Here is a 21,767-nt window from a genome sequence, read left to right as displayed (position 1 = left end):
CGATGGGGCATGGCAGCGGTTCCTGATGGGTGTCGGCGCGCGGCGGTCAGGCCGCCAGCGAATCGGCGGCGGGTTCCACCTGGGTCAGCAGCGAAGGCACGTCCAGGATCAGGGCGACGCCGCCGCTGCCGAGGATGCTCGACCCGCTGATGCCCTTGACCCCGGCGAACACCTTGGCCAGCGGCTTGATCACGGTCTGCCATTCGCCCAGCAGCGTGTCCACGACCAGGCCGAAACGTTGCGCGCCCTGGCGGATCACCACAATGCTCTCGCGCGCCGGCGGCGCGCCGGCGATGCCGAACAGCGAGCGCAGGCGCACGTACGGCAGCACCCCGCCGCGCAGGTCGATGTAGTCGCTCTGGTAGTTCGGCGCGAATTCCACGCACTCCTCGACCACGTCCAGCGGCACCACGAACACCGACCTGCCGACGCCGACCTGGAAGCCGTTGATGATCGCCAAGGTCAACGGCAGGCGCACCGAGATGGTGGTGCCCACGTCCTGCTGGCTGGCGATGTCCACGCTGCCGCGCAGCGCGGTGATGTTGCGCTTGACCACGTCCATGCCGACGCCGCGCCCGGACAGGTTGGTGACCTTCTCGGCGGTGGAGAAGCCCGGCTCGAAGATCAGCGCGAACACTTCGCGGTCGGACAGGTTGCGGCCGGGCTCGATCAGCCCGCGTTCCAGCGCCTTGGCCAGGATCCTGTCGCGGTTCAGGCCGCCGCCGTCGTCGCTGATCTGGATGACGATGCTGCCCGAATCGTGGAACGCGTTGAGCCGCACCGTGCCGCGCTCCGGCTTGCCGCGCGCCCGGCGCAGGTCGGCCGGTTCGATGCCGTGGTCCATCGCGTTGCGCACCAGGTGGGTCAGCGGATCGGCGATCTTTTCCACCACCGACTTGTCCAGCTCGGTGTCCTCGCCGTTGACCACCAGCACGATGTCCTTGCCCAGTTCGCGCGCCACGTCGTGGACCACGCGGTGAAAGCGGCTGAAGGTGCCGCCGATCTTGACCATGCGCAGCTGCAGCGCGCTCTCGCGCACGTCCTCGACCAGCCCGGCCAGGATCGAGGTGGATTCGAGCAGTTGCGCGTCGCCGGTGCGCTGCGCGTTGGCGCCGGTGCTGGCGACGGCGATGATGAGTTCGCCGACCAGGTCGATCATGCGGTCGAGCTTGTCGGCATCGACACGGATCGAGCCGCCGTCCTGCGCGCGCGCGGCGGCGGGTGCCGCGGCGGCAGCGGTGGCGGTGGCTTTGGGCGGCGCTACGGACGCGGGCGCGGCGGCTGGTGCGGGGCTGTCGAAACCGGCGAAGTCGTCGGCGTGCGCCTGGCTGCCGGCCTCGGCGACCAGCAACGGCAGCTCCAGGTTGGCGGCGTCGCCGTGCGGATCCACCGCGACCACCTGCAGGTCGCAGTCGTCGCGGACGAATTCGAAGATGTCCTCGATCGCGGCCTGCTGCGCATCGGAGCGCAGCAGGATGTCGAAGCCCAGGTAGCACGCTTCCGGGTCAAGCTCCGGCAGCGCCGGCACGCGCTCGTGGCGGGTGCGTACCGCCTCCAGCGTGCCCAGGCTGCGCAGGCAGCGGATCAGGTGCAGCGGCGAGTTGCCGAAGCGCAGCGCATCGCTGAACAGCTGCAGCGAGATCCGCCAGTAGCCGGTCTGCGCCGCGGTCGCGGCTGCGGCCGTGGCGGCCGCCGGCGCGGCGCTCGGCTGCAGGTAGGTGTGCAGGCGCGCCAGCAGCGGCGCGCCGTCAGCGGCGAGCACGGCTTCGTCGGCGTCGGCGCCGGCCGCCGCTTCCACCAGCGCACGGATGTGGTCGCAGCAGGCCAGCATCAGCTGGATCAGCTCGGTGTCCAGCGCCACCGCGTGCTCGCGTACCAGGTCGAGCACGCTTTCCACGACGTGGGTGAAGCCGACCAGTTGCGCCAGGTCGAACAGCCCGCCGGAGCCCTTGATGGTGTGCGCGGCGCGGAAGATGGCGTTGACCGCGTCGGGGCCGGCTTCGCCGCGTTCGGCTTCCAGCAGGTTGCGTTCCATGTCCTCGAGCAGGTCGCGGCTCTCGGCGATGAAGGTCTGCAGCAGTTGAGCGAGATTCATGGGCTGGCGCCGATCAATGCAAGATGTCGTTGGTGCCGGGCGCGAGCGTGTCGCGCAGGCCGAGCAGGTCGAGCGCGTCGTTGACCGGCGCGCTGCAGCCGTCGAGCCGGAACGGCCGGCCCAGCGCGCGCAACGCGGCCTGGGTGGCCAGCAACAGCTGCACGCCGGTGGCGTCGATCTCGGTGACCGCCTGCAATTGCAGCTGCAGGCCGCCGGGATGCTCCAGCGCCGGCAGCAGCAACGGCTTCAGTTCGCCGGCACGGCGGATGGTCATGTCGCCTTCCACGCTCAGTTGCAGCGGCAGGGGCGGGAATTCCGGGAGGGTCGAGCGCATGGCATGTCTCCGATACGAACATTGGGAACGGCAGAACCGGGCCGCGGCACGGGGCGAACAAGTCGGTTCGGGCTTGCTGTAAGCAGATATCGGCGCCTTTTCGGAATATTTAGGCCCAATGGCATATTTGTCTCGCAAATCCTTGACAAGGATGAGCGGTTCAGGCGCCGAGCCGGCAGCCCATTCCAGTTCCAAGGGAAACGCTTCACCGCTTGCCAGGAATGAATGCATGCGCCGTGCCAGGCGGCGGCTGGCCGGCGCGCTCGGGGAACAGCTGGCGCTCGGTGAGCACCGCGATCTGCGGATCGTCGAGCGCGAAGCCGTCGTCCAGCGGCGCCACTGCGATGGCGAATGCAGCCGGCGCAGCGTCGAGCCCGCCGGAGTCGAGCCCCTCTCCCTGCGGCGACCGAAGGGAGTCCCCGTGGGAGAGAGGGGTTGGGGTGAGGGTACGACCGCTAGCGATCTGCTTCTGCACGGCTGTGGAGGACGCGGACGCAGCAGCAGCCTTCTTCGATGAAGACGGCGCGTGCGCCGTACCCTCATCCGGCGCTTCGCGCCACCTTCTCCCGGTGGGAGAAGGGAGGAAGGCGGCGAAGTTCGCGATCACCTCGGGCGCTGCTGCATCGCCACAAAAGAAAACGGCCGGTAAGACCGGCCGTCGTCGGGAGCGTGCGCTGGCGCGACGCGATTGGTGGCGTGTTTCTGGCGCCAGGCGCCGTCAGCGCGGCGCCAGCGCCGCCAACAGGCCGCGGGCGGCGTTGAAGCGGTCCGCCGCTTCGGGCAGCGGCAGCTTCACCTTCAGTTTGTCCGGGCCGTCCATCGCGTACAGCTTGGGCTGCTTCTGGATCATCTGGATGATGGTCATCGGATCGACGTCGGGCTTGGCCTCGAACACGATGCGGCCGCCGTTCTCGCCCAGTTCCAGCTTGCGGATGCCGAGCGTGTTGGCCTGCAGCTTGAGCTCGGCGATCGCGAACAGATGCTTCACCGGATCCGGCAGCAGGCCGAAGCGGTCGATCATCTCCACCTGCAGCTCGCGCAGTTCCTCGGCGCCGCGCGCGCTGGAGATGCGCTTGTACAACGTCAGGCGGGTATGCACGTCGGGCAGGTAGTCGTCCGGGATCAGCGCCGGCACGTGCAGTTCCACTTCGGCGCCGCGCGCTCCCTCGCCGGCGTCCAGGTCCGGCAGCTTGCCCTGGCGGATGCTGCGCACCGCGCGTTCCAGCAGTTCGGTGTACAGGCTGAAGCCGACCTCGGCCATCTGCCCGCTCTGGTCCTCGCCGAGCAGCTCGCCGGCGCCGCGGATCTCCAGGTCGTGGGTGGCCAGGGTGAAGCCGGCGCCGAGCTCGTCCATCGAGGCGATCGCGTCCAGCCGCTTCTGCGCATCGCTGGTGATGCTGCGCCGGTCCGGCACCAGCAGGTAGGCGTAGGCGCGGTGGTGCGAGCGGCCGACGCGGCCGCGCAGCTGGTGCAGCTGGGCCAGGCCGAAGCGGTCGGCGCGGTTGATGACGATGGTGTTGGCGTTGGGGATGTCGATGCCCGATTCGATGATCGTGGTCGACAGCAGCACGTTGAAGCGCTGCTTCTGGAAATCCAGCATCACCCGTTCCAGGTCGCGCTCGGGCATCTGCCCGTGGGCGATGCCGATGCGCGCTTCCGGCACCAACTCGCTGAGTTCGCGCTGCATGCGGCCGATGCTTTCCACGTCGTTGTGCAGGAAGTACAGCTGGCCGCCGCGCGCCAGCTCGCGCTGGAACGCCTCGCGCAGCAGCGCGTTGTCCCAGGCGGTGACGAAGGTCTGCACCGCCAGCCGGTTCGGCGGCGGGGTGGCGATGATCGACAGGTCGCGCAGCCCGGCCATGGCCATGTTGAGCGTGCGCGGGATCGGCGTGGCGGTGAGGGTGAGCAGGTGCACGTTGGCGCGCAGCGCCTTCAGTGCTTCCTTCTGGCGCACGCCGAAGCGCTGCTCCTCGTCGACCACGACCAGGCCCAGGTCCTTGAACTTCACGTCCGGCTGCAGCAGGCGATGGGTGCCGATGATCACGTCGATGCCGCCGTCGGCGACCTTCTCCAGTTCGGCCTTGATCTCCTTGGCGCTCTTGAAGCGCGACAGCACCTCCACCCGCAGCGGCCAGTCGGCGAAGCGGTCGCGGAAGTTGCGGTAGTGCTGCTCGGCCAGCAGCGTGGTCGGCACCAGCACCGCCACCTGCTTGCCGGCGCTGGCCGCGGCGAACGCGGCGCGCACCGCGACCTCGGTCTTGCCGAAGCCGACGTCGCCGCAGACCACGCGGTCCATCGGCTGGCTGCTGGCCAGGTCGCGCAGGGTGGACTCGATCGCGGCCAGCTGGTCGGTGGTCTCCTCGAACGGGAAGCCGGCCGCGAACGGCTCGTACATGGCCCGGTCCACCTGCAGCGCCAGGCCGGCGCGGGCGCGGCGCCGGGCCTGGATCTCCAGCAGTTCGGCGGCCACGTCGCGCACCTTCTCGGCGGCGCGGCGCTTGGCCTTGGTCCACTGCTCGCCGCCCAGCGAATGCAGCGGCGCGGTCTCGGCCGAGGCGCCGGAGTAGCGGCTGATCAGGTGCAGCTGCGCGACCGGCACGTACAGGCGGTCGCCCTTGGCGTATTCGATCTCCAGGAACTCGCCGGGCATGCCGCCGGCATCGAGCACGATCAGTCCGCGGTAGCGGCCGACGCCGTGGTCCTCGTGCACGATCGGCGCGCCTTCGGTCAGCTCGCCGAGGTCGCGGATGATCGCTTCCGGCTCGCGCCCGGCGCGGCGCGTGCGCCGCGGCTGGCCGGCGCGCTCGGGGAACAACTGGCGCTCGGTGAGCACCGCGATCTGCGGATCGTCGAGCGCGAAGCCGTCGTCCAGCGGTGCGACCGCGATGGCGAAGCGTGCAGGCACAGCCCCGGAGTCGAGCCCCTCTCCCTGCGGTGACCGAAGGGAGTCCCCGTGGGAGAGAGGGGTTGGGGTGAGGGTACGGCCGCTAGCGATCCGCTTCTGCGCGGCTGTGGAAGACGCGGATGAAGCAGAAGCCTTCTTCGTTGAGGATGGCGCGAGCGACGTACCCTCATCCGGCGCTTCGCGCCACCTTCTCCCGGAGGGAGAAGGGAGGAAGGCGGCGAAGTTTGCGATCACCTCGGGCTTCAGCCCGGCCGCGGCCAGCAGTTCCAGCAGCGCTTCGCGGCGGCCCGGCGAGTCGGCGGCGATCAGCACGCGGCCCGGGTAGTTGCCGAGGAAGCCCTTCAGCGCCTCGGCCGGCGCGGCGTCCTTGGCGGCGACCGGCAACGGCGGCAGCGGCTGGTCGCCCAGCGCCTGCGCCTCGGCGATGCGGGCATGGTCGGCGGCCCACACTTCGATGCGCGGCAGGCCATTGAGCTTCTCGCGCAGCGTGTCCGGCGCCTGGTACAGCTCCTCCGGCGCCAGCAGCGGACGCTCCACGTCGTGGCGGCGCTGCTCGTAGCGGTTCTGGGTCTGGGCCCAGAACGCATCGGCGGCCGCGCCGACGCCGGGCGCGATCAGCGGCAGCACGGAATCACCCAGATAATCGAACAGGGTGGCCGTGGCGTCGCGCGCCGGCGCGCCGGCGCTACGCGGTTCCTGGAAGAACAGCGGCAGGTAGTACTCGATGCCCGAGGGCGCCAGCCGCGCCTTCAGGTCCTGGTACAGGGCGCTGCGCCGGGTGTCCACGTCGAAACGTTCGCGCAGGGTGGCCAGCACGCGCTCGACGCTGGCGTCGTCCATCGGCACCTCGCGGCCCGGCAGCATCTTCACCGCCTGCACGTGGTCCAGCGAGCGCTGCGATTCCGGGTCGAAGGCGCGGATCGAGTCGATGTCCTCGTCCAGCAGCTCGATCCGCAGCGGGGTCTCCGCGCCCATCGGGTACACGTCCAGCAGGCCGCCGCGCACGGCGAAGTCGCCCGGATCCATCACCTGCGGCACGTTGCGGTAGCCGGCGCTCTCCAGGCGGCGCTTTTCCGCCTCCAGGTCCAGGCGCTGGCCCACGCGCAGGTCGAAACTGCCGCCGACGATGTAGCGCAACGGCGCCACCCGCTGCATCAGCGTCTGCACCGGCACCACCACGATGCCTTGTTGCAGTGCCGGCAGCCGGTGCAGCGCCGACAGGCGCTGGCTGACGATGTCCGGGTGCGGGCTGAACTGGTCGTAGGGCAGGGTTTCCCAATCCGGGAACGGCACCACCGGCAGGCGCGTGTCGCCGCTCAGCAGCGTGTGCAGGTCGGCTTCGATCTGGTGCGCGCTCTGGTTGTCGCGCGCGACCACCAGCAGCGGCCCGCGATGCGCCGCGGCGGCGCAGGCGATATGCCAGGCCAGCGCGGTCGAGGACGCAGGGGCGCGCCAGAAGGCGCGGAGCTGGCCGGACTTGGGCAGCGGCGGAACGGGGAAGGAAAGAGGCGCCATTGACCGCTTAGTTTAGCAAGCTGGGATTGGGGAGTCGGGATTGGGGATTGGCCGGACGCGTGCGCGCGTTGCGGCGCGGTCGCATGGCCGGGCACAGCGGAGGCGGGCGGCGCAGGCGGCGGCGGCGTCCGCAGCACTGAGGGTGAGCCGCTGGGGCTCGCGAACCCATGAGTGGTTCGCGGTCTGCAGGTGGGTGACGCACCTGGCGGCAGCCCGATCAGGGCCGCTCTCGCTCAGTTGCCCAGTTCCAGCACCACGCGGACCAGACCCGGGGTGTCCGGGTGCGGCATCGGCTGGAAGCCCAGCGACTCGGCCAGCTGCAGCATCGGCACGTTGCTTTCCAGCACGTCGCCGTACAGGCGGTCCAGGTACTTGCGCCGCGCCCACTTGACCAGCTTGCGCATCAGCTGCCGGCCCAGGCCCTGGCCGGCGACGAAGTTGCTGACCAGGATCGCGTACTCGGCCTCGCGGGTGCCGGGCGTGATCGAGGCGCGCGCCACCGCGCCGACCACCGCTTCGCCCGGCGGCAGCGGTTCGGCCGCGACCAGGGTCAGTTCCGTCTTCGGATTGGGGTGGGTCAACCGCTGCGCCATGTCCTCGGTCAGTTCCTGCATCGAATGCAGGAAGCGCTCGCGGATCTCGGTCGGCCCGAGCAGGCTGAAGGCGCCCTGCAGCGGCGCGCTGTCTTCCGGCCGGATCGGCCGGATCAGCAGCTCGCGGCCGCTGGGCAGGGTGAAGTTTTCATGCCACGGAGGCATGCGGTTGCGGGTAGCCATGGCCGGATGATCCTCGACGAAGCCTGGATTCTCGCATTACCTGGGACCGGTGCCGTGAACGCAACGCTCACCGCGGTTGCCTACGCTATGCGCCGGCTTTCGATGAGGAGCGGCCATGTCCGGCAGCGGCGATTCGCGACGCGCCATTTTCTTCGCGCTCGGCGCCAACCTGGCCATCGCCTTGGCCAAGGGCGCGGCCGCGCTGGCCACCGGCTCGGGCGCGATGCTCGCCGAGACCGTGCACTCGCTGGCCGACTGCGGCAACCAGCTGCTGTTGCTGCTGGGCATGCGCCAGGCCAAACGCCCGGCTAGCGCCGAATATCCGTTGGGCTACGGCCGCGCGATCTATTTCTGGTCGTTCCTGGTGGCGGTGATGCTGTTCTGCATCGGCGGCATGTTCTCGGTGTACGAAGGCGTGCACAAGCTGCTGCAGCCCGAGCCGCTGAGCAGCTGGGGCTGGGCGGTGGGCGTGCTGGGGTTCGCGCTGGTCGCCGAGGGCGTGTCGCTGCGCACCTGCCTGCAGGAGATCGGCAAGGTGCGCGGCGGGCGTTCGCTGTGGACCTGGTTCCGCGAGAGCCGCCAGGCCGAGCTGATCGTGATCTTCGGCGAGGACCTGGCCGCGCTGCTCGGCCTGGCGCTGGCGCTGGCCGCGGTGCTGCTGACGGTGCTGACCGGCAATCCGCTGTGGGACGCGCTGGGCACCATCGCCATCGGCGCGCTGCTGATCGTGGTCGCGGTGCTGGTGGCGATCGAGATCAAGGCGATGCTGATCGGGCAAAGCGTGGACCCGGCGCTGCAGCGGCAGTTGCATGCGTACTTCCAGGCGCGGCCGGAGATCGAGCGGGTGATCCACCTGATTGCGGTGCAGCTCGGCGCGGACGTGATGGTGTCGGTGCAGGCGACGCTGCGCCAGAAGCACGACGCGGCGGCGCTGCTCGCCGATATCACCCGCATCGAGCGCGGCCTGAAGCAGCAGTTCCCCATGGTGCGCTGGAGCTTCTTCGAGCCGGAACCGGGCGCGGCGGGCGCCGCTTCCGGCGCCTCACCGGGGTTGCTACAGTGATCGCCGCCTCGCCACCACGCTCAATGGAATGAAGACCTCGCACGCTGTCGTCGTATCCACCGTGATCACGTTGGCCCTGCTCGCCGTGTTCGGCGGGCTGCTGCTGGGCGGCAGCCTATGGCTCAAGCACAGCATGAAGCTGCCGCTGCCGCCGGCGACACCGGCACCAGCTGCCGCACCCGCTGCGCCGGTGCAGGCCGAGCAGGCGCTGGCGCCGTATCGCGCGCGCCTGGAGGCGACGCGCAAGCCGGTCGCGCACCTGCGCCTGCAGCCGATGGCGCAGGACGATCGCCTGGCCAGCAAGGTCGGCGGGCGCCCGTACTGGACCGCGGACAAGCCATACCCGCGCGATGCCCGCGGCCAGCCGCTGGCGTTGCTGGCGCAGGTCGATCTGGCGACGATGCCGCCGCTGCGCGGCTATCCGGCGCAGGGCATGCTGCAGTTCTTCATCGGCAGCGACGACTTCTACGGCGCCAACTTCGACGGCGACATGGACCTGGCCGCGCTGAGCGCGCAACGCAATTTCCGCGTGGTGTACTGGCCGCGGCCCGAGGCGGCGGCGCGCCAGGTCGCTGTGCCATTGCTGTCCGCGGACACGCTGCCGTTCGATCCGGCGCGGCCGCGAGCGATGCACTTCAGCGTCGGCGAGGAAACCATCGGCAGCAGCGACGTGGGCTTCGAACGGGCGCTGGGCCAGCCGCTGGACGCGGTCGCCGCGGCCTATGCGAAGACACACGGCAGGCCGCAGGACGAAGTGGATGATGCGCTGTACGAAAGCCTGAGCCGCAATGGGCACAAGCTCGGCGGCTATCCGGAATTCACCCAGCAGGATCCGCGCACGCCACAGGATGCGCAGGTGTTGCTGCTGCAGCTGGACAGCGACGAAGACATGATGTGGGGCGACAGCGGCATCGCCAACTTCTTCATCGATCCGGCCGACCTGCAGCGCGGCGACTTCAGCCGGGTCGCGTTCCACTGGGATTGCTACTGAGGCGAGCGGTTCGGCCGCGACGCCGCGCATGCAGGCGGCGATCGAAGGCAGGTCGTACCCGCTGCGCGGTGAGCGGGCGATATCGGTATGCGTGGCCAGCCAGGCGCGCGGCCCGTCACTCCTCGCGCTTCAACCACTCCAGACGCGTTGATGCGCCCGCTTCGCCCAGGTGCGTCTTCAGCGCCGGCAGCGCGCTCGCCAACACCTGCTCGAACTGCCATGGCGGATTGAGCAGCAGCATGCCGCTGCCGTTGAGCCGCAGCGGCGAATCGTCCGGGCGCACCTGCAGTTCGGCCAGCAGCACCGCCTTGGCCGGCATCGCCGCGGCCTTGCGAAAGAACGGCTGCAGGCTGCGGCGCTGCTTGATCGGGTACCACACCGCGCACATCGCCTGCGGCCAGCGGGTCAACGTCTCGCGCAGGGTCGCGGCGATCAGCGGGTATTCGGCGTCCTGCGCCTCGTACGGGGGGTCGATCAGCACCAGGCCGCGGCCGATCTTGGTCGCGCCCGCCTTGGGCGGCAGGAACGCCCGGATCGACGCGTAGCCGTCGCCGGCATGCACCTGTACGCGGCGGTCGTTGGCGAACAGCGCCTTCAGCTCGGCCGCTTCCTCGGGCTGCAGTTCGCAGGCGGCGAGCCGGTCCTGCTCGCGCATCGCCTGGGCGATCAGCAGCGGCGAACCGGGATAGGCGACCAGCGCGCCGACCGGGTTGTCGGCCTGCACCGCGCGCAGGTAGCGCTCCAGCACCTCGGGCAGGGTCGGCTGGCCCATCAGTTTCAGCACCCCGGCCGCGGCCTCGCCGGTCTTGCGGCTCTCGCTGCCGGCGAACAGGTAGCGGCCGCGCCCGGCATGGGTGTCGAGCACGAAGAACGGGCTGTCCTTGCGCTTGAGCGCATCGATCAGCGCGAGCAGCACGGTGTGCTTGAGCGCATCGGCATGGTTGCCGGCGTGGTAGGCGTGGCGATAGTTCATCCGCGCAGTGTACGGGGCGCCACCGCGGGGAGCCATGCCGGTGCGCGAGGCGGTGGGTGCCGGTGCCGGCATCGCGCAGGTCCGTCCGCCAGCGGCGTGCCGTTCTCGCCCGCGCGCGTCCTCGCGCCGGCGGGGCCCCGCATGGCGTATGGTCGCGGCCGTCAGATTCCCTTAAGCCCGGTCCGCTAGGTTTTCGCGATGCGCATCCTCCTGGTAGAAGACGATCCCTCGCTCGGCGACACGCTGCGCGCGTGGCTGAAGCTGGACGGCTATACCGTCGACTGGCTGACCCGCGGCGACGAGGCCCGTGCCGCGCTGCAGGCCCAGCCCTACCAGTGCGTGCTGCTCGACCGCGGCCTGCCCGGGCTCGACGGCGACGCCTTGCTGCGCACGCTGCGCGCGGCGCGGGTGACCACGCCGGTGCTGATGATCACCGCGCGCGACGCGCTGGAGGACCGGGTGCAGGGCCTGGACCTGGGCGCCGACGACTACCTGGTCAAGCCGTTCGACCTGGAAGAGCTGTCGGCGCGGATCCGCTCGGCGCTGCGCCGTAGCAACGGCAATCCCAGCGTGGTGCTGGCGCATGGCGACGTGCAGCTGGATCCGGTCGCCAAGCGCGTCACCCGCGACGGCGAGGTGGTGGCGCTGACCGCGCGCGAATACGCGGTGCTGCACGCGCTGCTGGCGCGCAAGGGCCATATCGTCGGCCGCGACCAGCTGGAAGACGCGCTGTACGGCTGGGGCGAGGAGGTGGAGAGCAACGCGATCGAGGTGCACATCTCGCACCTGCGCAAGAAGCTGGGCAGCGAACTGATCACCACCATCCGGCGCCAGGGCTACTGCCTGGGAGCGCCGCGATGACATGGCCGCGCTGGCGGCGCGGCGCAGCGGTCGCGGCGCACCCGGCGCAGGCGCGCTACTCGCTGCGCCGGCGGCTGATCGCCACCACCCTGGGCTCGAGCATCGTGTGCTGGCTGGTCAGCCTGGGCGTCATCGTCGGCGTGGCCTGGACCGAGACCAGCGACGTGTTCGACGACGCGCTGGAGGAAAGCGCGCGCCTGGTCGCGACCTTCGGCCCCGGCCTGCTGCACGGCGACGCCGCGTCCGACGACGGCGATACGGCGGCCGCCGACGGCGGCGTGCGCCTGTACTACCAGATCGTCGACCGCCACGGCACGGTGCTGCGCCGCTCGGCGGACGTGCCGCGGCAGCCGTTCGTGCCGCCGCGGCAGCTGCACGGCGACGATGCGACGCGCACCGTGCGCCACGCGCAGCGGCTGTGGCGCGTGCACGTGTTGCACGCCCGTGCGCAGGATCTGTACGTGCAGGTCGCGCAGCCGCTGGAGGAGCGCACCGAACTGCTCGAGGACATGGCCGAGAACCTGGTGTGGCCGGCGCTGGCGCTGCTGGCGCTGCTGGCCGCGCTCAACTGGTGGGTGATCCGCCGCCAGCTGCGGCCGCTGGAGCGCCTGGCCGAGGACATCGGCCGGCAGTCGCCGCAGGACTTGAACGCGGTGTCCGCGGACGGCCAGGCCGACGAACTGCGTCCGATCGTGCAGGCGCTCAACGGCGTGCTCGCGCGGCTGGGCGAGGCGCTGCAGTCCGAGCGCCGCTTCACCGCCGATGCCGCGCACGAACTGCGCACGCCGCTGGCGGCCCTGCGCATGAAGATCCAGCTGATGCAGCGCAGCCACGCGGCGACGCTGGACGCGGCGCAGCGCCAGGACCTGGCCGCGCTACGCAGCGACGTGGACCGCGCCACGGCGCTGGTGGACAACCTGCTGATGCTGGCGCGGCTGGATCCGCAGCAACCCGGCAGCCTGGCCTGCGCAGCGGTGGCGTTGCCGGCGCTGGTCGATGCGGTACTTGCCGACGTCGGGCCCGCGGCGGTGGCCAAGCGTATCGATCTGCACGCGGATATCGGCGTGGACACGGTGTGGGCGCATGCCGATCTGCTGCGCAGCGCCTTGCGCAACCTGCTCGATAACGCGGTGCGCTACGGCAGGATGCAGGGCCAGGTACGCATCGACGCTGCCGCGGTGCACGGTGCCGCCGGCGCGTTGTCCGCGGTGCGCATCGTGGTGCGCGACGACGGCCCCGGCGTGGCCCCGGCCGATCTGGCCCGGCTCACCCAGCGGTTCTTCCGCGTGCTCGGCAATGCGGGGCAGGGCAGTGGGCTCGGCCTGTCGCTGGTGGAGCGCATCGTCGCCCTGCATGGCGGGCAGCTGCGGCTCGATTCCGGCGGCGAGGGCATGGGCCTGGCGGTACGCATCGAGTTGCCGCAGCGCGGATTGCCGGCGGCCGGCTAGAACGCCACCGCCTGCCGCCCACTGCGACGGCATCGACGTACGGCCGCCAAGACCGCACCGGGGCTGTACGCCAATCGATGCAGCGCCATCTCGGATCGCCTGCCTGAATCGCAGCGCGAGGCATCAGATCCACTTCAGCTTCGTGGGGTGCAATGGCGTCCATGGCGATCGGCCATGACCTCGAACCCAAGGAGCACTCCATGCGCAAGACCATTCTCTCCACGCTCGCCATCGCCAGCATTGCCGTCCTCGCCGCCGGCCAGGCCGCCGCGCAATACACCGGGCCCAACAGCGTGCCGGTGACCACGGTCAAGCAGCTGCTGGACCAGGGCAAGGACGAGCAGCACGTGGTGCTGCGCGGGAACATCGTGTCCCACGACGGCGGCGACCGCTACACCTTCCGCGACGCGACCGGCAGCGTGAAGGTCGAGATCGATGCGCACCGGTTGCCGGCTGGGCGCCCGTTCGACGACAAGGCCCAGGTCGAGCTGCTGGGCGAATTCGACAAGGACTTCCGTTCCGCCGAAGTCGAAGTGGACGAAGTGCGCTTCCTGCGCTGAGCCGCCCCATGCACCGGCGCGGCGCCGGGGCAGTGAGCCTCGCCCGCCTGCGCCGGCCAGCCGCTGCGCGATCGCGTCGCCGCAGCGGACGCCCGCTGCACGCCGCGCCTCGCTGCGGCTATGCTGCGCGCCATGTCCGCGCCTGCCGCCCCCTGTGTCCTCGTCGTCGAGGACGAATCCGCCATCGCCGATACCGTGCTGTACGCGTTGCGCAGCGAAGGCTACCAGGTGCGGCATTGCCTGCTCGGGCGCGAGGCGCTGGCGCAGGCGCGCGCCGGCGGCATCGACGTGGTGGTGCTCGACGTCGGCCTGCCGGACCTGGGCGGCTTCGAGGTCTGCCGCGAGCTGCGCAGCTTCAGCCAGGTGCCGGTGATCTTCCTGACCGCGCGCAACGACGAAATCGACCGCGTGCTCGGCCTGGAGCTGGGCGCCGATGACTACATGGCCAAGCCGTTCTCGCCGCGCGAACTGGTCGCGCGGGTGCGCGCGCGGCTGCGGCGTCCGGCCGCGCCGGCGGCGGCCGCCGAACCGGGCTGGCAGAAGCACGGCGACTTCGCGATCGACCGCGACGGCCGCCGCATCCACTACCGCGATGCCGCGCTGGACCTGACCCGCTACGAATACGCGCTGCTGGCCGCGCTGCTGCAGCGTCCCGGCGCCATCCTCAGTCGCGCGCAACTGATGGACCGCGGCTGGGACGCCAGCGCCGACAGCGCCGACCGCACCGTGGACACCCACATCAAGACCCTGCGCGCCAAGCTGCGCGCGGCCGGCGCCGCGCACGACCCGATCCGCACCCATCGCGGCCTCGGCTACGCGCTGGAGCACTGAGATGCGGCTGGGGCTGAAGCTGTTCCTGGGCTTCTTCCTGATCGTCGGCGTCGCCGCGTTCTTCGTGATGCGGGTGTTCGTCAACGAGGTCAAGCCGGGCGTGCGCCAGGCGATGGAATCGACCCTGGTGGACGCGGCCAACGTGCTGGCGCAGATGGCCGCGGCCGACCTGAAGGCCGGGCGCATCGGCAGCGGCGTCTTCGCTCGCGACCTGGGCGCCGCGCAACGGCGCAATCCGCGCGCGATGGTGTGGCGCTTTCCCAAGCGCAGCGTCGACTACCGCGTCACCATCACCGATGCGGCCGGCGTGGTGGTGTTCGACTCGCGCGGCCAGGACCTGGGCCGCGACAACTCGCGCTGGAACGACGTCTACCGCACCCTGCGCGGCGAGTACGGCGCGCGCTCCAGCGCCGAGGGCGACGGCGACCCCAACCACACCGTCATGCACGTGGCCGCGCCGGTCTACGACCCGGCCGACGGCCGCCGCCTGATCGGGGTGCTGACCCTGTCGCAGCCCAACCGCAGCATCGAGCCGTTCATCGTCGCCAGCCAGCGCAGCATCCTGTTGCGCGGCGCCTGGCTGATCGGCATCTCCGCGCTGATCGGGTTGCTGATGACCTGGGGCCTGCTGCGCGGCATCGGCCGGCTCAACCGCTATGCGCAGGCGGTCAGCGCCGGCGAGCCGGTGCCGCCGCCGCCGCCGCGCCGCGACGAGATCGGCGACCTCGGCCGCGCGCTGGAGACGATGCGGCGCAAGCTCGAGGGCAAGGCCTATGTCGAGCAGTACGTGCAGTCGCTGACCCACGAGATGAAGAGCCCGCTGGCGGCCATCCGCGGCGCCGCCGAACTGCTGCAGGAGCCGTTGCCGGAGGCGGAGCGGCAGCGCTTCGTGCGCAACATCGCCGAGCAGCAGCAGCGCCTCACCGAGACCATCGACAAGCTGCTGGCGCTGGCCGAAGTGGAGCAGCACGGCTGGCTGCAGCGGCGCGAGCGCGTCGCGCTGGCGCCACTGTTCGCACAGCTGGCCGAGGCGCTGGCGCCGCAGCTGCAGGGCAGTGGCGTACGCCTGCAGGTGCATCTGGCGGACACCGAGCTGGCGCTGGTCGGCGATCCCTATCTGCTGCGCCAGGCCTTGCACAACCTGCTCGACAACGCGATCGGGTTCTCGCCGGCCGGCGCTGCGATCGTATTGCGTGCCGAGCGCGCCGCGGATGCGCGCATCGTGTTGCTGGTGGAGGACGAAGGTCCCGGGGTTCCCGACTACGCGCTGGAGCGGGTGTTCGAGCGGTTCTATTCGCTGGCGCGGCCGGCGAGCGGGCAGCGCAGCTCCGGCCTGGGCCTGCCGTTCGTGCGCGAAGTGGCGCGGCTGCACGGCGGCGAGGCGAGCCTGCGCAACCGCGAGGCCGGCGGCGCGGTGGCGCGACTGTCGTTGCCGGCGGGCTGAGCTTGGCGCGTCGCGACTGAAGTCGCTCCCACAGGGGCGGATTCGCGCTTGGTCGGCTGGTTCATTGCAGAGGCTCGATCCCTGACGGCGTCCCGGCATCGGAAAGCCTCTCGCTTCGTTCGTCGCGGCTGAAGCCGCTCCTACAGGGGGCCAGGTTCGCGCTTGGTCGGCTGGTTCACTGCAGGGGGCTCGAGCCCTGACGGCGCCCGGCGTCGGAAAACCTGCTGCTTCGTTCGTCGCGGCTGAAGCCGCTCCTACAAAAAAGCGGGTTAAAGCGGGCTTGCGTGGGGTTGGCTGGCGCCCTGTAGGAGCGGCTTCAGCCCCGACAGATCGCCTGCAGCGATGAGTTCCTTGAAGCGCGCGTCGCGGCTGAAACCGCTGCTGCAGCAAGCATTGGCGCCTGATGGGTGCACTGTGGGAGGGGCTTCAGCCCCGACGCATTGGCCGCGAACGTCGCCGGCATCGGCCGCAACCGCGACGCTTCGGCGCGGTGCCGCTTTCGGCCGCATGCGCGGACCAGCAGCGCGTGGAGCGCCTGGCCACGCTCAGCCCGGCCAGGATCGGCGTGGGCAGCAACCCACTCGCGCACGCATGCCGCCGACTTCACACTCGCTTCAAACTCGCCTCAAACCCCGCACACCCAGCCGCGGCACCCTGGCGTCCTCCAACACCGAGGACCGTCGATGAAATCCCTGAAGCTTGTCCTGCGATTCGCCACCATCGGCGGATTGATCCTGTTGCTGCTGATCCCGCTGTTGATGATCCGCGGCACCATCAGCGGCCGCGAGCGCTATCGCGACGAGGCGGTCGAGCGCGTGTCGCAGAGCAAGGCCGGCGAGCAGCGCCTGCTCGGCCCGATGCGCGTGCTGCCCTGGTCGCAGGTGCGCGACGTCGCAGTGGTGGACGCCGACGGCAAGCGCGTGGTCAAGCGCGAGACGGAAACCGGCTACGACCTGCAGACCCCGCGGCACCTGGCGATCAACGGCGAGATGAAGCCGTCGCAGCGCAGCATCGGCCTGTTCAAGGTGCAGGTGTACAGCCTGCACGCGCGGCTCAAGGCGCAGTTCGACGACCTGGACTATGAGGAGGTCGACGGCCGCACCTATGGCCAGCCCTACCTGGTGCTCGGCATCGAGGACGTGCGTGGCCTGGTCGGCACGCCCAACCTGCGCGCCGACGGCAAGGCGCTGGGGCTGCAGCCGGGCTCGCTGGCGATGACCAGCATCTCCAAGGGCGTGCATGCGGTGCTGCCGGCGCTGGCCGACGCCCGCCAGGGCCGGCTCACCGATCTGCACAGCGTGGAAATGGAATTCGTGCTCGACGGGACCCAGGCGCTGTCGATCGTGCCGGTCGGCGACGACAACCAGATCGCGCTGACCTCGCCGTGGCCGCACCCGCTGTTCGGCGGCCGCTTCCTGCCCAACGAGCGCCGCTTCGGCCCGCAGGGCTTCCAGGCCAGCTGGGCGCTGTCGTCGCTGGCGACCGGCGCGCAGTCGCAGCTGGCGACCGGCAGCAGCGAAGTCGATGCGTTGCGCGTGGACCTGGTCGACCCGGTCGACGTCTACACCCAGGCCGATCGCGCCAGCAAGTACGGCATCCTGTTCGTGGTGCTGACCTTCGTCGCCTTCGGCCTGTTCGAACTGATCAAGCGCCTGCCGATCCATCCGCTGCAGTACCTGCTGGTCGGCCTGGCGCTGGCGATCTTCTTCCTGCTGCTGCTCAGCCTGTCCGAGCACATCGCGTTCTGGCAGGCGTACCTGATCTCGGCGGTGGCCTGCATCGGCCTACAGTTCTTCTACCTGGCCGGGGTATTGCGCAGCCGCGGCCGCGCCGCCGGCTTCGCCAGCATGCTGACCCTGCTGTACGGCGCGCTGTACGGGTTGCTGGCCTCCGAGGACAGCGCCTTGCTGATGGGCTCGCTGCTGCTGTTCGGCATCCTCGCCGCGATCATGTGGATCACCCGCAAGATCGACTGGTACGAACTCGGCGCGGCCTTGCGCTGAGCCGGCACGCGACGAGGACCACGCCATGTCGGCGCACACCCATCTGCACCGCCGCGTCCAGGCCCTGTTGCCGGACGCGTTGGACACCCGCGGCCTGCACCGCGGCAATGCCGGCGCGGCGCTGGCGCGCAGCGCGCAGGCGGCGCTGGTCACCGCCGCCGATCGCGGCGGCGCGCTGTGGCTGCGGTTGAGCGAACGCAGCCGCGAGGCGCTGGCCGCGCACGGCCTGGCGTTCCTGGCAGCGGCGCTGCAGGCCCGCGCCGCCTTGCCGGGCGAGGCCGAGCCCTGGCGCTACTGCGCGTGGCGGGCGCTGCGCCGCGATTCGGCCTGGACGGCGGCCGGGCAGGGCGAGCAGCCCGGGCACGAACCCGGGTTCGTGACCTGGGAAGCGCAGGGCCGCGCACGGCTGCTGGTGCTGCCGGCGCAGGCGGCGCTGCTGTGCCGCTGGTGGCGATGAAGCGCGCGACGGCGCTGTCGGAAACGCCGTTTAGCTTGCGGCGAGCGTGCTGCTAGCCGTCTCAAAAAGGCATCGCGGGCATGGACGCTGCCGCAGGACGCAACGTCGGGCACTGGAATGCCCACCGCCATGGATGGCGACACGTGGATAGGCCGGCAAGCGCTATCGCGCAACGCAGCCACGGCGATGGACGCTGTCGCAGGACGCAACGCCGGGCAGGGATGCCCACCGCCATGGATGGCGGCATGCGTAGATAGGCCGTAAGCGCTATCGCGCAACCCAGCCGCGGCCATTGACGCTGCCGCAGGAGGACGCAGGACCGGGCAGGGACGCCCGCCGCCAGGGACGGCGCCAGGAGCAACACCGATCAGGGCATCGCCAAGCCGGCAGCGCCAGGGAAACGCCTGCGGTAGAGTTCACGGATGGACTCTCCGCTCCCCATCCAGCGCCTGCGCGGCGCGCAGATCGCCCCGTTCCTGGACGATGTCGCGCGGCTGCGCATTGCGGTGTTCCGCGACTGGCCCTATCTGTATGCCGGCGACCTGGCCTACGAGCGCGACTACCTGTCCGCCTACGCCGCCTCGCCGGACAGCGTGTTCGTGCTGGCGCGCGACGGCGAGCGCGTGGTCGGCGCGTCCACCGGGCTGCCGCTCGCCGACGATGCCGAAGCGTTCGGCGCGGCCTTCGCCGGCAGCGCCATCGCGGTGGCCGACGTGTTCTATTTCGGCGAATCGGTGTTGTTGCCGGCGTATCGCGGCCGCGGCGTCGGCCACGCCTTCTTCGATCAGCGCGAGGCGCATGCGCGCGCGCTCGGCCGCTTCCGCCTGACCGCGTTCTGCGCGGTGGACCGCGATCCCGACGATCCGCGGCGCCCGCCCGGCTATCGCGGCAACGATGTGTTCTGGCGCAAGCGCGGCTACCAACCGCAGCCGGCGTTGCGCATGCACTTGCCGTGGGAGGAGCTGGACCGCGGCGAGATCACGCACAGCCTGAGTTTCTGGACCCGCCCACTGGAGCCCGCCGCATGAAGATCGCTGTCGCCAAGTACCCGATCGGTGCGCCGGTCGATTTCGCCGCCTTCGCCGACAAGCAGGCGGCCCTGATCGGCCAGGCCGCGCAGGCCGGTGCGCAGCTGGCGGTACTGCCCGAATACCTGTCGCTGGAACTGGCCGCGACCTTCGACTCGGCCGTGGCCGCGGACCTGCCGGCGTCGCTGGCGGCGATCCAGGCGCTGCATCCGCAGTACCTGGCGCTGTTCGCGCAGCTGGCGCAGCGGCATCGCCTGCATCTGGTCGCCGGCAGCTTCCTGCTGGCCAGCGGCGAGGGCCGCTACCGCAACCGCGCCTATTGGTTCGCGCCCGACGGCAGCCACGGCTGGCAGGACAAGCTGCAGCTGACCGGCTTCGAGAAGGCCACCGGCCTGATCGACGGCGGCGACGCGTTGAAGGTGTTCGCCGCCGACGGCGTGCGCGCCGGCGTGGCGGTCTGCTACGACAGCGAGTTCCCGCTGCCGGTGCGCGCCCAGTACGAGGCCGGCGCGCGGCTGCTGGTGGTGCCCAGCTGCACCGACACCGAGGCCGGCGCCACCCGCGTGCGCGTCGGCTGCCTGGCGCGCGCGCTGGAGAACCGCATCTTCGTCGCCCAATCGGTGACCGCCGGGCTGGCCGAATGGAGCCCGGCGCTGGACGTGAACACCGGCGAGGCCGCGATCTACGCGCCGATGGACGCCGGTTTCCCGGCTGACGGCATCGTCGCGCAGACCCGGGGCGAGCAGGTCTGGGCGGTGGCCGAACTGGATTTCGACGCGTTCGAGGCCAGCCGCGCCAGCGCCCAGGTCGCCAACGACCGCGACTGGCGCGGCCAGCTGGCGCCGGCCATCGTGCGCGCGGAGCTGGGCGGCTTCCAGTAGCGCTGGCTGGCGCGGCCGGCATCGCCGCGGCGCTCGAACGCGTACTCGGCAATCGTGTGCGCGGAAACGGAGCGGAGGAGCGAGGCGGTTGTGCGCGTTGTGCCGGCTGCTTTGGATTGCGCTGCCCACGCGCGCGCACGTAGCCGCACAGACGCCTAGGCGCGCCGCGATGCCGCGCATGGGACCCGCCTCCGCTTGCCGCACCCGGCGTGGCGCCGAGCGTGCGATCGTCTCGCGCCGCGGCTGCCCCGTGCCCGTGCAGCACACGCCATCCGAACGCACGATGCGTTCTGCTGTCGCCTCCGCTCCGCTACCGGCCCATCGCCCCATGCCCAAGACCCTGCAGCCGCACGCCGTGCGCCTCGAATTCGCGCCCGGCGCGCTGGTCCACGCCAACCTGTCCGGCGCCGCCTTCACCGACGACTGGCTGTGGGTGGCCGGCGACGAGGCCTGCGCGGTCGACCGCCTGCACGCGCTGGCGCCGGTCGGCGAGGAAACGCTGCGCTTCGGCGAAGGCCGCAGTTTCGCGCTGGGCGATCTGCTCGACCTGCCCGGCGACCGCGACGACGAGGCCGACCTGGAGGGCATGGCGCTGTCGCCCGGCTACCTGTGGGTGGTCGGTTCGCACGGCATGAAGCGCAAGAACGCCAAGCCCGACCGCGACGACGCCGACAACGGCAAGCGCCTGGCCAAGCTCAAGCTCGACGCCAACCGCCGCCTGCTCGCCTGCCTGCCGATCGAGCACGACGCCGACGGCGCGCCGCAGTTGGTGCGCGAAGCCGCCGACGGCCGCCGCGCGCTGCGGCTGAAGGGCGACGCCAAGCACAACCAGCTCACCGCGCTGCTAGAAGACGATCCGCATTTCGGCGCCTACCTGAAGATCCCCGGCAAGGACAACGGCTTCGACATCGAAGGCATGGCGGTGGACGGCCAGCGCCTGCTGCTGGGCCTGCGCGGCCCGGTGCTGCGCGGCTGGGCCGGGCTGCTGGAGATCGCGGTGGAAGCTCACCACGACCACCTGCGGCTGGTGCCGCTGGACGCAGAGGGCACCTTGCTGCGCAAGCATTTCCTGCAACTGGGCGGGCTGGGCGTGCGCGACCTGCATTTCCACGGCGACGACCTGTATCTGCTGGCCGGCCCGACCATGGTGCTGAACGGCGAGATCCGCCTGTTCCGCTGGCCGGGCGCGCGCACCGCGTTGGCCGACAACCGCGCGCCGGTGCGGTTCCAGCGCGAGCTGGTCAAGTCGCTGGTGTTGCCGCACGGCGAGGACAGCGACCGCGCCGAAGCGCTGTGCAGCCTGCCGCCGGCGCTGACCGCGGGCGTGCCGAGCTGGCTGGTGCTGTACGACGCCCCGGGCCCGGCGCGCAGCGACGGCGAGTGCGTCGTGCATGGCGACCTGCTGCGCTAGCGCCTACCCGCATCGTGGCGACAGGCCCTGGGTGAACCACCAAGGTTCAGGGTCTTTGTAGGAGCGGCTTCAGCCGCGACAGGCCTTACCGAGAAAGCCTGTCGCGGCTGAAGCCGCCCCAACAGTGGCGTGTGCAGGCGGACGGGAAAGAGCGCACATGGCGGTGCCAACCCCGCGGCGCGGCGGTGGCG

General features: G+C 70.9%; 18 protein-coding genes. 12 read left to right on the top strand and 6 right to left on the bottom strand.

All coding sequences use genetic code 11. From position 1 onward, the window contains the following. Positions 1 to 46 precede the first annotated feature (46 nt). The 5 genes from J2Y70_RS22010 to J2Y70_RS21990 form a co-directional block, all read right to left on the bottom strand. Entirely contained in the window at positions 47 to 2,095 is a 2,049-nt protein-coding gene (locus J2Y70_RS22010; RefSeq protein WP_309922629.1) for a chemotaxis protein CheA, read from the bottom strand. 13 nt (positions 2,096 to 2,108) lie between these two features. Beyond that, positions 2,109 to 2,429, bottom strand: a complete 321-nt coding sequence (locus tag J2Y70_RS22005; RefSeq protein ID WP_309922626.1) for an STAS domain-containing protein — start codon at positions 2,427 to 2,429, stop codon at positions 2,109 to 2,111. Positions 2,430 to 2,634: 205 nt separating this feature from the next. Continuing rightward, positions 2,635 to 3,036, bottom strand: coding sequence for a hypothetical protein (locus J2Y70_RS22000; protein ID WP_309922625.1), 402 nt, complete (start codon positions 3,034 to 3,036; stop codon positions 2,635 to 2,637). Positions 3,037 to 3,147: 111 nt separating this feature from the next. Continuing rightward, entirely contained in the window at positions 3,148 to 6,849 is a 3,702-nt protein-coding gene (mfd, locus tag J2Y70_RS21995; protein WP_309922622.1) for a transcription-repair coupling factor, read from the bottom strand. 233 nt (positions 6,850 to 7,082) lie between these two features. Next, complete coding sequence (locus tag J2Y70_RS21990; protein WP_263395149.1) at positions 7,083 to 7,625, bottom strand: GNAT family N-acetyltransferase; 543 nt, start codon at positions 7,623 to 7,625, stop codon at positions 7,083 to 7,085. A 115-nt stretch (positions 7,626 to 7,740) separates the two neighbouring features. On the opposite strand from J2Y70_RS21990, the gene J2Y70_RS21985 reads away from it, so the two are divergent. Both J2Y70_RS21985 and J2Y70_RS21980 read left to right on the top strand, forming a co-directional pair. Beyond that, complete coding sequence (locus tag J2Y70_RS21985) at positions 7,741 to 8,688, top strand: cation diffusion facilitator family transporter (RefSeq protein ID WP_309922618.1); 948 nt, start codon at positions 7,741 to 7,743, stop codon at positions 8,686 to 8,688. Between the two features lie 28 nt (positions 8,689 to 8,716). After that, positions 8,717 to 9,679, top strand: a complete 963-nt coding sequence (locus tag J2Y70_RS21980; RefSeq protein WP_309922615.1) for a YwqG family protein — start codon at positions 8,717 to 8,719, stop codon at positions 9,677 to 9,679. 115 nt (positions 9,680 to 9,794) lie between these two features. Here the strand turns inward: J2Y70_RS21980 and J2Y70_RS21975 are convergent, their stop codons facing one another. Beyond that, on the bottom strand, positions 9,795 to 10,652 hold the full coding sequence (locus J2Y70_RS21975; protein ID WP_309922646.1) for a 23S rRNA (adenine(2030)-N(6))-methyltransferase RlmJ: 858 nt from the start codon (positions 10,650 to 10,652) through the stop codon (positions 9,795 to 9,797). A 198-nt stretch (positions 10,653 to 10,850) separates the two neighbouring features. Between J2Y70_RS21975 and J2Y70_RS21970 the strand changes: the two genes are divergently transcribed. The 10 genes from J2Y70_RS21970 (at position 10,851) to J2Y70_RS21925 (ending at position 21,576) form a co-directional block, all read left to right on the top strand. Continuing rightward, the gene (locus J2Y70_RS21970) at positions 10,851 to 11,513 is read left to right on the top strand and encodes a response regulator transcription factor (RefSeq protein ID WP_309922611.1); all 663 of its coding nucleotides are present in this window, start codon (positions 10,851 to 10,853) and stop codon (positions 11,511 to 11,513) included. After that, on the top strand, positions 11,510 to 12,961 hold the full coding sequence (locus J2Y70_RS21965; protein WP_309922608.1) for an ATP-binding protein: 1,452 nt from the start codon (positions 11,510 to 11,512) through the stop codon (positions 12,959 to 12,961). Before J2Y70_RS21970 ends, J2Y70_RS21965 begins: the two co-directional genes overlap by 4 nt. 200 nt (positions 12,962 to 13,161) lie before the next feature. Next, the gene (locus J2Y70_RS21960; RefSeq protein WP_309922605.1) at positions 13,162 to 13,521 is read left to right on the top strand and encodes a NirD/YgiW/YdeI family stress tolerance protein; all 360 of its coding nucleotides are present in this window, start codon (positions 13,162 to 13,164) and stop codon (positions 13,519 to 13,521) included. Positions 13,522 to 13,641: 120 nt separating this feature from the next. Further along, on the top strand, positions 13,642 to 14,352 hold the full coding sequence (creB, locus tag J2Y70_RS21955) for a two-component system response regulator CreB (RefSeq protein WP_263112940.1): 711 nt from the start codon (positions 13,642 to 13,644) through the stop codon (positions 14,350 to 14,352). Position 14,353: 1 nt separating this feature from the next. Then, the gene (creC, locus tag J2Y70_RS21950; RefSeq protein WP_309922601.1) at positions 14,354 to 15,796 is read left to right on the top strand and encodes a two-component system sensor histidine kinase CreC; all 1,443 of its coding nucleotides are present in this window, start codon (positions 14,354 to 14,356) and stop codon (positions 15,794 to 15,796) included. Positions 15,797 to 16,479: 683 nt separating this feature from the next. Next, positions 16,480 to 17,799 carry a cell envelope integrity protein CreD gene (creD, locus tag J2Y70_RS21945; protein ID WP_309922597.1) on the top strand — a complete coding sequence of 440 codons (1,320 nt, stop codon included), beginning with the start codon at positions 16,480 to 16,482 and terminating at the stop codon, positions 17,797 to 17,799. A gap of 25 nt (positions 17,800 to 17,824) precedes the next feature. Further along, positions 17,825 to 18,256: a hypothetical protein gene (locus tag J2Y70_RS21940; RefSeq protein ID WP_263395140.1), complete on the top strand. Its 432-nt coding sequence runs from the start codon at positions 17,825 to 17,827 to the stop codon at positions 18,254 to 18,256. Between the two features lie 422 nt (positions 18,257 to 18,678). Next, on the top strand, positions 18,679 to 19,284 hold the full coding sequence (locus J2Y70_RS21935; protein WP_309922593.1) for a GNAT family N-acetyltransferase: 606 nt from the start codon (positions 18,679 to 18,681) through the stop codon (positions 19,282 to 19,284). Continuing rightward, the gene (locus J2Y70_RS21930) at positions 19,281 to 20,165 is read left to right on the top strand and encodes a carbon-nitrogen hydrolase family protein (RefSeq protein ID WP_309922590.1); all 885 of its coding nucleotides are present in this window, start codon (positions 19,281 to 19,283) and stop codon (positions 20,163 to 20,165) included. Before J2Y70_RS21935 ends, J2Y70_RS21930 begins: the two co-directional genes overlap by 4 nt. A gap of 328 nt (positions 20,166 to 20,493) precedes the next feature. After that, positions 20,494 to 21,576 (top strand): DUF3616 domain-containing protein, encoded by a 1,083-nt coding sequence (locus J2Y70_RS21925; RefSeq protein ID WP_309922587.1) that lies wholly within the window; start codon positions 20,494 to 20,496, stop codon positions 21,574 to 21,576. The last annotated feature ends 191 nt before the right edge of the window (positions 21,577 to 21,767 follow it).

This window comes from Xanthomonas sp. 1678, from assembly GCF_031455575.1.
GTDB lineage: Bacteria > Pseudomonadota > Gammaproteobacteria > Xanthomonadales > Xanthomonadaceae > Xanthomonas_A.
This window is presented reverse-complemented; position numbering and strand designations above follow the sequence as displayed.

Coding starts and splice junctions, on each gene's coding strand:
- J2Y70_RS22010 (WP_309922629.1), bottom strand. CDS start 2,095: ATGAATCTCGCTCAACTGCTGCAGACCTTCATCGCCGAGAGCCGCGAC.
- J2Y70_RS22005 (WP_309922626.1), bottom strand. CDS start 2,429: ATGCGCTCGACCCTCCCGGAATTCCCGCCCCTGCCGCTGCAACTGAGC.
- mfd (WP_309922622.1), bottom strand. CDS start 6,849: ATGGCGCCTCTTTCCTTCCCCGTTCCGCCGCTGCCCAAGTCCGGCCAG.
- J2Y70_RS21990 (WP_263395149.1), bottom strand. CDS start 7,625: ATGGCTACCCGCAACCGCATGCCTCCGTGGCATGAAAACTTCACCCTG.
- J2Y70_RS21985 (WP_309922618.1), top strand. CDS start 7,741: ATGTCCGGCAGCGGCGATTCGCGACGCGCCATTTTCTTCGCGCTCGGC.
- J2Y70_RS21980 (WP_309922615.1), top strand. CDS start 8,717: ATGAAGACCTCGCACGCTGTCGTCGTATCCACCGTGATCACGTTGGCC.
- J2Y70_RS21975 (WP_309922646.1), bottom strand. CDS start 10,652: ATGAACTATCGCCACGCCTACCACGCCGGCAACCATGCCGATGCGCTC.
- J2Y70_RS21970 (WP_309922611.1), top strand. CDS start 10,851: ATGCGCATCCTCCTGGTAGAAGACGATCCCTCGCTCGGCGACACGCTG.
- J2Y70_RS21965 (WP_309922608.1), top strand. CDS start 11,510: ATGACATGGCCGCGCTGGCGGCGCGGCGCAGCGGTCGCGGCGCACCCG.
- J2Y70_RS21960 (WP_309922605.1), top strand. CDS start 13,162: ATGCGCAAGACCATTCTCTCCACGCTCGCCATCGCCAGCATTGCCGTC.
- creB (WP_263112940.1), top strand. CDS start 13,642: ATGCTGCGCGCCATGTCCGCGCCTGCCGCCCCCTGTGTCCTCGTCGTC.
- creC (WP_309922601.1), top strand. CDS start 14,354: ATGCGGCTGGGGCTGAAGCTGTTCCTGGGCTTCTTCCTGATCGTCGGC.
- creD (WP_309922597.1), top strand. CDS start 16,480: ATGAAATCCCTGAAGCTTGTCCTGCGATTCGCCACCATCGGCGGATTG.
- J2Y70_RS21940 (WP_263395140.1), top strand. CDS start 17,825: ATGTCGGCGCACACCCATCTGCACCGCCGCGTCCAGGCCCTGTTGCCG.
- J2Y70_RS21935 (WP_309922593.1), top strand. CDS start 18,679: ATGGACTCTCCGCTCCCCATCCAGCGCCTGCGCGGCGCGCAGATCGCC.
- J2Y70_RS21930 (WP_309922590.1), top strand. CDS start 19,281: ATGAAGATCGCTGTCGCCAAGTACCCGATCGGTGCGCCGGTCGATTTC.
- J2Y70_RS21925 (WP_309922587.1), top strand. CDS start 20,494: ATGCCCAAGACCCTGCAGCCGCACGCCGTGCGCCTCGAATTCGCGCCC.